This window comes from Cecembia sp., assembly GCF_007126775.1.
Classification (GTDB): domain Bacteria; phylum Bacteroidota; class Bacteroidia; order Cytophagales; family Cyclobacteriaceae; genus Cecembia.
The window spans coordinates 1-8,046 of sequence record NZ_SLAP01000162.1; the positions used below are offsets into that span (position 1 = coordinate 1).

Below are 8,046 nucleotides of genomic sequence, written 5' to 3' on the forward strand. Positions count from 1 at the left end.
CAATGGCACCTGTAAAAACCACAAGTGACAAGAGATCTAGAAATAAGGGAAAAGATTGCCCTCTCATTTCGCTTATACTTTCCGGATCAAGAAGACCCATTCGTATAGACCTTGGTGTGGAGTCCAGTACTACCTGAACACCGGTAAAAACCACCAAAACTGCTAAAAAAGCCATAGCGAATCCAAGCTTCCTATGAATAGATACCTTGCGAAGATTGATCAGTGCCGACTGCAGCACCAACAGCATAAACCAAGCAGTCAACACAATGCCGTGAATTACATAAACCAATGGAAGTTGGTCAAGTTGCCAACGTTCAGGCTGTTCGAAGAATGGCCTTAAATAAAAAGTTCGTGAGAACCCAATCAGAACAAAGAGCAAAAGCAGGATAGTGATGATAAGGTAAAACCGGGAGTGGTGTTGTTTCATAAAATGTCATTTACTTCAATACATGTAAGGAACTTCCGTTACCTTGTTAATCTTGCTTTTCATCAATCTAAAGTCTTTGATTTCGATGGGAACTCGTTTGGCAGAAATCAATAAAGAGTCATTGTTAAATATACCTTTAAAATCAACCCTGCTGGCGTCAAGCAAATCATAATATAAGACAATTCCGGCTTGTTTTTCAATGAGCAAAGAATCCATTTTATCAAAACTTCCCTGCTCTCTATAGATTTCTTGGATTTGTAACATCAAGCGGATTTGATCATCATAAACAAAAACTCGTTTTTCATCAAAATCTGTAAAAGCAAATACAACGCTGTCACGGTTCATGCGAACAGCACTCGTTCCTCTTTCAAAAACAAACTGTCTCCAGCGTGATGGATTATCTAATGAAAGCGTGTCCTTGTTTATCACAAAGGATTCAATATCATAAATACCGTATAACTCTGCCGGTGTCCTGTTTAGCCTTCTAGTATGGATTCCCCAATATAGATTTAGTAAATAACCCACATGTACCACAATTACAATCCATTTGAAAACCAAGGCTGAGACTCGCATCCATCGTTTTTTGAACATCGGTGCTTTTTGAATTTTAAGTGATACTGCCTCCTCGAAAAAAAAGAATCTGTATAAAGATTTAATACTTGGGAGTAGAAGGAACAGGGCCATCAACAACATCATTGATGCGTAAACCTTCGCATGGATGTCATAGCTGATATTAATCGCTGCCACATTGGCCATTGCAGCCACAGTAAGAAGGGCACCAAAATTTGTTGTTCTACGGAAAAGTAGCAGCAATGCAGCACTTTCTGCCAAGCCCATAAAAAGGTTGTAGCCATAAGAGTATCCAAAAAAAGCCCATGCCAGGCTCATTGGAGACATATCACCTAAAGGCTCTGACAATTGATAAAAACCTAAATCGGGGAACTGCACTTTGAAAAACTTCTCCAGTGCAAAAGCCAATAAATTAAGCGCTAAGAAGTAGCGAATAATCACTTTAAGCCAGTAGTATTGAACATCAAGGTTCTTACGTGCACGATCAATCAAACTCCAAACTATGGCTCCAATGACAGAGAGAGCTATCATGGTGAAATAGAGTATGTATATGTAGGTGCTGTCGCTGTGATTCCCCGGTGTGGGGGTTAAAATCGGGTAGTCGATACCAAAAAACTTTTCTCCTACCCAAGATATCACTGGATCCAAAACCTTATTTAACTTTCCTAAATAAAATACACCCAACGAAAATGCATTACTGTACCAATCTAACAAGAAAATGAAGAGGACGGTAAAAATAAAGGCGAAGCGGAGGGACAGCTTTTTTGGAAGTGACCAGGTTGATGAATGATTCGACTGTATATCCATATTTACATTTCATTAAAAATTCATAGTACTTTCAATTAATCCACTTTGGAGGATAACATTTCAAAAACCTGTACCCACTGATCGCCCATTTTCATTTCCCCGATTTCATAAATCTGTCCTTTTTCATTCACCTGCATGGAAAAACGTAAGCTTTTATTCATAAAATAGATGAATGCCCCATTCTCAAAAACACCCGAATAAGCACCTTAAGGCGTTAGAGTAGAGTAAACTCGTAGCGGAAAATTATCGGCTTTTGCATCATAAGTCCCTAGGATCACACTTTTGTGATGCATCTCTCCTTTCACTGTGGTGGTATTTTCCAACATCAGCAATCTTCCATCCAGTTTAAATTGGATGGTATAGGCATGATGCCATTCGGTTTGTTGCCCATCTTCCGTCAATCTCCAACCAATTCCTTTCCATTGATCAATAAATGGCTCCCAGTGGGACATTCCTAATGAATTATTTGCCTGTAAAACATCAGACTGTGCATAGCCATAGCTGAAAAACAAGAAAAGCAGTAGGGATAGGAATATAGATTTCATAATTTCTTAAAATTTTGTTGCACGCGGCGGACGCAAAGAAGCGCGGCGAACGCAGCGATTTTAAAACCCTCCCGTTGCGAACGTTGCGTTTTTATCTCTGCGACCGTAGCGTGAAACTTTTTTCATAAATTTCCTTGAAATTTGGGTAGTCAACAATACCCTAATGATGTGATGGTTTGATAAAATAGAATCCCTAACTCTCAATTCAATTTAGGCACCTGCTTAGTATAACAATGTATTCCTCCGCCTCCCCAGTTATAAACTGTTGCATCTATCCAGACCAATTGTTTATCTGGGAATAAGCTTGCAAAAATCTCTTTGACGCGTTCTTCTTTTTCAGGCGAACTGCCTACATGTAAGTAGGTGGGCAATAAAACCTTGTCGTTTGAAATCAAAAAATTCAAATAGGAAGAAGAAGACAAATACTGAAGGGTATCTCCGACTTGAATAACCTGATCCGGAGCAATATACTCTTTCCCAATCGTGGAATCACTCATTGACCATCCTTCTATAACCATGTTAGGCCTATGCCGAAGGTCAGGCAAGGGAACTTTGATGATCTTGAATGGCCTTCCATCTTGATCTTTAGCCTTGATCAAAATATCATACGTTTCCTTCATTCTCAGATAGTTTTCAGTATGAACAGGGTGCAAATCTTTTTCTTTTTCATCCACCCAGGCTAGAAGAATCGTATTGGCATTGGCGAATCGAATGTATTCATCCGTATGACCAGCGGTGCCCATAGCAACATATCCAGGAATGATGATTTTCGACACATCACCATCTTCTACTAGGCCTTTCCCTACCCAAATAAAATGGTGAACACCCAATGTGCGCTGCAACTCCTGCTCCATGCTTTCCTTGGTTGAAGTCGGATTGACCATAAACATCCACTCTTCATTCAGCAATATGGTACCTTTACCATTGACTTCAATTGCTCCCCCATCTAGGTTCAATGAAGAAGTAATGACTTCGATACCATTCCTTGCTGCTATCAGGCTATCTGTTTTTTGATTTCGGTCAAAGAACGAGGTATATACCTTTGCTGAGTCAGGTTCTTCTCCTTTCTCAATTAAAAAGCGCTCAAAGAAGTCCTGATATGACCACCTGAAATCGACTGCCTTTTTCTCTCCCAACCCATTGATCAGATACACAGGCCCAATATCTCTTAAGGCTAAAGCCTGCCGAATAGGGATGGTCAAAAAAGTAAATGAAGCCGTATCTAGGCCATTTTCTACTAGATATTCCTTAAATACTTGAGGATTTTCGCTGGTATCTGATACAAATATGACAGAAGTGGAACCTTCAAGCGCTCGTGCAACATCCGCAGCAAAAGGAAAAAACTCAGGCTGTCTCGTTTTCCATCCGATCATAATAGCTTCCTGTGGTTCCCATTCAGCAGGATAGTAAAAAATTGCGGGATCTCTTCGCTCTTGCCTGCAAGAGAAGATAATCACTATCAAAAAGACAAAGAATGTTAGTTTTTTCATGATTTGAGGATTTTTGTTTCACGCATACCTTGTCCCGAGCATCGGGAGGACGCAAAGAAAAGCGCGACGAACGCAGATATTTTTAATATAATTCCGTTGCGAACGCTGCGTATTTACCGTTGCGGTCGCCGCGTGAAATATCACCCTTAAAATTCCATGAAATTCAGAACACTACCAATACCCTAATCATGTGATAGCTACCCATTTAAAAGGTCAAAAAACTCCATTAAGTAACACCTGATTAACAAAACATCCGCTACACCAACTTGACCAAAGTAGCAGCAATCGCTTCTGCAAGCGTTGAATTCACCTTGTATTTTTGTGCATAATCCATCCATTGGGAAACGACTTCCTGTACTTCCTGGATAATGCCTTGAGGGTTACGGATAGAATTTTGCTTGGCTATCGCCAAAAAATCGTCCATCAAAAAATCTTTCCTTTTACCATTAATGCTCAGGCAATGCTGACTGACCCAGACACTATCCGGTCTGTAAGCATGGCAGATATCGTAAGCAGGAGAAAGGCTCCATTTACCTTCCTGATCCATCAGAAAAGCAAAGTTTTTGGTATGATCATCACAGTTGCGTGCCAAAACATTAAATACCATCCTACGGAACAGCTGCTCCGCCTCCCCATAAGTAAGTCTCAGTTGACGCATGGTCTGAAACAACTGCTCATAGCTGTAACTACTGACATTGTTAAAATCAAAATGCTGCAAAGCACAAAAAGTCTGCATGTGTAGCTTTTCGGTTCCATTCACCCTATCAAAACGCTTGGTCATAAAATGTGCCCTGCCCTCTTCTTCAATCAACCTGCTTTCAGCCATTTCGATACCTGCATCTATCGCCATGGCATAATAAGCCATCTCCACCCGTCCGTAACCAAAGGTCTCTCCAAATTGTGTGTCATTGACCCCGTCAAACTTGATCAACCAATGTTCAAATCCAACCTCCTGCAAGGTCTGCCCCGAACGGATCATTCCGGTGGCTTCATTGTATGCAATGATGGCTTTGGGTCTAGCTCCTCCCGCAGAAGTCCCCATCTTTAACACGTTTAGCATGACATCGCGCATGGCTTGGTCCGTATGCGTTTCAAACTGCTCCCTGCTCTCCAACAATTTTTTTGTTGTCTCAATAAGGCTTGATAGTTCCAATAATTGCCCTTGCTCCTGAGCAGGCAGTGTAGAAGGCTCAAACTCCAAGGCACCCATCCCCCTATTTCCTATGAAACAAAGCAGTTCCACGGGATTCAGGGAATTTTCCGGCCTACCATGACGGGCGAGCCAACCATTGATTAATTCATTTCCATAGCGATCTGGTAGAGCGTCTGCCAACAAACCGGGAAGCCCTTTGAATGTAGCATTACCCCTCAATTCAGGAAAGCCATAGACACGATTCCCAAGCGGCATCCGTATTGGTGAAATATCCAGCTTACCGGAAGCAAACCTGCGGTCATATTCGAAAAAAGCCAATTCCTGACGTTCATCCCATACCACCGCCCCTATCCGCTGTCCCCAGAGCTTGACAAATGCCGTCCTTACCATCCCAGGTCATCTTTAGGTGGGGATTTCTTGCTTTTGGATGCTCTTTTCCACTTGGCCTCGTCTTCTTTGGCCAGCTGCATAGGACTAATAGGCTTAACCTCTTGGAAATGCTCCAATACATACAGTGCATCCAAGACCCGAAGTATTTTTAATAGATTGGTCAGCGCAATATTCTCTCCCCTCTCCAACAAACTAAGCGTAGACCGACTGATAGCAGCCCGCTCAGCCACCTCGTCTTGCGTGAGGTTCTGCTCAATCCTGCGGGACTTGATAAAGCCACCTACTTTTTTGAGAAGCGCTCCATCACTTAAGTATGAAAAATCACTCATTATAGTACAAATTAAGCTACTACGACTTATTTTTCATACAAAAATACAAATTCTTATTTAAACAAAAAATACATTTTGAATGTTTTTTCATTCATTAATACGATTTTTATATATTTATGAATGATATTTCATTCAAAATAATGAATCAATAAGTCATATATTGGATGTATGCAGATGACATACAATCAGTATAACATGCCAAATAGCCACAAAGGAATTCTTTTGCCATTCCCACTTTCGATATCTAGGGCAAGTTAAGCATTAGGAATACCTTGGATTTGATCAGTGGTTTTGCTAAATCCCCCTACCTCAAAAACATAAGCATCATCCATCATGAAGTCCCCAAACTTTGGACTAGTAACATGATGGACAGCACTCAGTTGATTGATAAAATAGTTTTTACAAAAAGCATTTTTAGAAAATAGTTTTTCAAGAAAGTATGATGTAAGCCCTGCTTTACTTCACCCCTCTCCTTTTGGGTTCCTGCTGTGTACTGCAATGAATGCCTCCACCCTGCCAATTCAGTGGCATGGCATCAACGAAAACAATTTCACGTCCGGGAAAAGCTTGTTTGAACAATGCTTCAACCTCCTTTTCCCGCTTGACAGAAGCTTCATCTTTGGCATAGGAAGATGTCACCACTACGCCATTTGTAACCAAAAAATTCATGTAACTGGAAGCTGCCACGTATGTAAGTGTATCCTCGATCGAAACTTTCTTTTGGTCTTCGTAGCTAAAGGACTTAAGCCTATGATGCACATCATCATTTAAGGTATCAGAAACCACTATCATGCGCTCCTGATGATAAGGTAAAGGGATTTTGATAATCTTGAAAGGCTTACCATCCTGATCTCTTTCCTTTTTTAGTATTTCATAATTTCTGGACATCCTTTCATAATTGACCTTATTCAGTGGATGCTTTTCCGCTTCACTTTCGTCCATCCAAGCCAAAAGTATTGTTCTGTCATCTGCAAAACGCACAAATTCATCCGTATGTCCACCGGTGCCATATCCCACATATTTACCCAATTGGAAATGAAGGATATGTTCATCCTCAGCCAAGCCTTGAGGAAGCCAGATTACTTTCTTTACACCAAGCGTTCTTTTGAATTCTTCTTCCAGTTCCTCTTTGGTCCATCCCGGATTGCGCTGCAAGGTGACTGCCTCACATTGGATCAATACTCCCTTTCCATTCACTTCAATCGACCCACCTTCTATGGTCAGATTTCCTTTGATCCATTTGGCATCAGTGGCAACTGCCATTAAGCTATCCACTTTTGCTCTTTTGCCCGTCCTGATTTTTTCCTTAAATATTTCAAGGCTGTCCAATAGCGTAGAATCACGTAAAACCCTCCAATCCAAAGAGCCATAAGCATCCCAACCAAAATCCACTGCACCCAATTCTCCCTGCCTGTTTACCACAAATGCCGCACCATGATCCCTTATCCAGTGTGCTTCCCCAGGCATGACAAAAAATTGAATTTTCGAAGTATCCACGCCCAGACTATCCAACTGTTTTTTGGCCATTTGTTGAATACTGTCTGAATCAGCAGCCATTTTTATGGGAACATGCCCATCAATCGCTTTCATGACTTCGCTGATCACACGGTTGTAACCTTCTCCACCTTCTCCCATATACCATGTCCCAAACCACACGGCTTCATGGGGTTCAAATTCACCGGGCATATAGAATTCGGTCGGGTCTCGTTGCTCTTGTTTACAGGAGAAAATGATAAGGAATAAAAGGCAAAAGGGAGTAAGTTTTTTCATGTTTTACAAATGAATTTGTTCACAAATCTGTTGCTATAATTGACTTGGCGGTCAAGGAAATGAATTTATGATTTTCTTTGCGCTCGTTGCGTGAAGGTCGTTGCGCTCCTTGCGAGAAACTTTTTACCCATTTAACTTCTTAATCGGATGAAACTTTAGCAATCCTCGGCCGCTCAATTTTCTGTAATTCAGCCGCCTTTTGTTCCACTGCTTCAAAGACCCTTAAAAAATTCTCTTGGGTCACCTTTTTCAACTCACTTTCTGTCCAACCTCTGTTGGCCAACTCCAAAAGGATATTTGGAAATGTACTGGCATCCTCTATCCCTTCAATCACATAATACATCCCGTCAAAATCACTACCAATACCTATATGATCTACACCAATCAGATTTTTTACATAATCAAAATGATCTGCAAAATCCCTGACAGTTACTTTGGGTTCTGGATTGGCTGCTTCCCAAGCATCCCATTCTGCTTCAGCTAATTCAATTTCTTCTTCAGACATCTGATCAGGATTAGGGTATTTTTCTTGAAAGACTTTACTCATACTATCGAGCTTTACCAA

At 41.1% G+C, this 8,046-nt stretch carries 9 protein-coding genes; all 9 read right to left on the reverse strand.

Annotated elements, in window-relative coordinates; genetic code table 11:
- Positions 1-427: hypothetical protein (locus QZT73_RS10500; protein WP_291788042.1), on the reverse strand; the 427-nt coding region annotated here is incomplete at its 3' end.
- Positions 428-442: 15 nt separating this feature from the next.
- Entirely contained in the window at positions 443-1,804 is a 1,362-nt protein-coding gene (locus QZT73_RS10505; protein ID WP_291788045.1) for a hypothetical protein, read from the reverse strand.
- A gap of 35 nt (positions 1,805-1,839) precedes the next feature.
- Positions 1,840-1,965: a hypothetical protein gene (locus QZT73_RS10510; protein ID WP_291781228.1), complete on the reverse strand. Its 126-nt coding sequence runs from the start codon at positions 1,963-1,965 to the stop codon at positions 1,840-1,842.
- Between the two features lie 45 nt (positions 1,966-2,010).
- Positions 2,011-2,349 (reverse strand): hypothetical protein, encoded by a 339-nt coding sequence (locus QZT73_RS10515; protein WP_291781231.1) that lies wholly within the window; start codon positions 2,347-2,349, stop codon positions 2,011-2,013.
- 200 nt (positions 2,350-2,549) lie between these two features.
- On the reverse strand, positions 2,550-3,839 hold the full coding sequence (locus QZT73_RS10520) for an agmatine deiminase family protein (RefSeq protein WP_291788047.1): 1,290 nt from the start codon (positions 3,837-3,839) through the stop codon (positions 2,550-2,552).
- A 256-nt stretch (positions 3,840-4,095) separates the two neighbouring features.
- On the reverse strand, positions 4,096-5,382 hold the full coding sequence (locus QZT73_RS10525) for a type II toxin-antitoxin system HipA family toxin (RefSeq protein WP_291788050.1): 1,287 nt from the start codon (positions 5,380-5,382) through the stop codon (positions 4,096-4,098).
- Positions 5,376-5,711 carry a helix-turn-helix transcriptional regulator gene (locus QZT73_RS10530; protein WP_291781238.1) on the reverse strand — a complete coding sequence of 112 codons (336 nt, stop codon included), beginning with the start codon at positions 5,709-5,711 and terminating at the stop codon, positions 5,376-5,378. The genes QZT73_RS10525 and QZT73_RS10530 overlap by 7 nt, the downstream gene beginning before the upstream one ends.
- Before the next feature lie 456 nt (positions 5,712-6,167).
- Positions 6,168-7,481, reverse strand: coding sequence for an agmatine deiminase family protein (locus tag QZT73_RS10535; protein ID WP_291788053.1), 1,314 nt, complete (start codon positions 7,479-7,481; stop codon positions 6,168-6,170).
- Between the two features lie 139 nt (positions 7,482-7,620).
- Positions 7,621-8,046: membrane dipeptidase (locus QZT73_RS10540; protein WP_291781244.1), on the reverse strand; the 426-nt coding region annotated here is incomplete at its 5' end.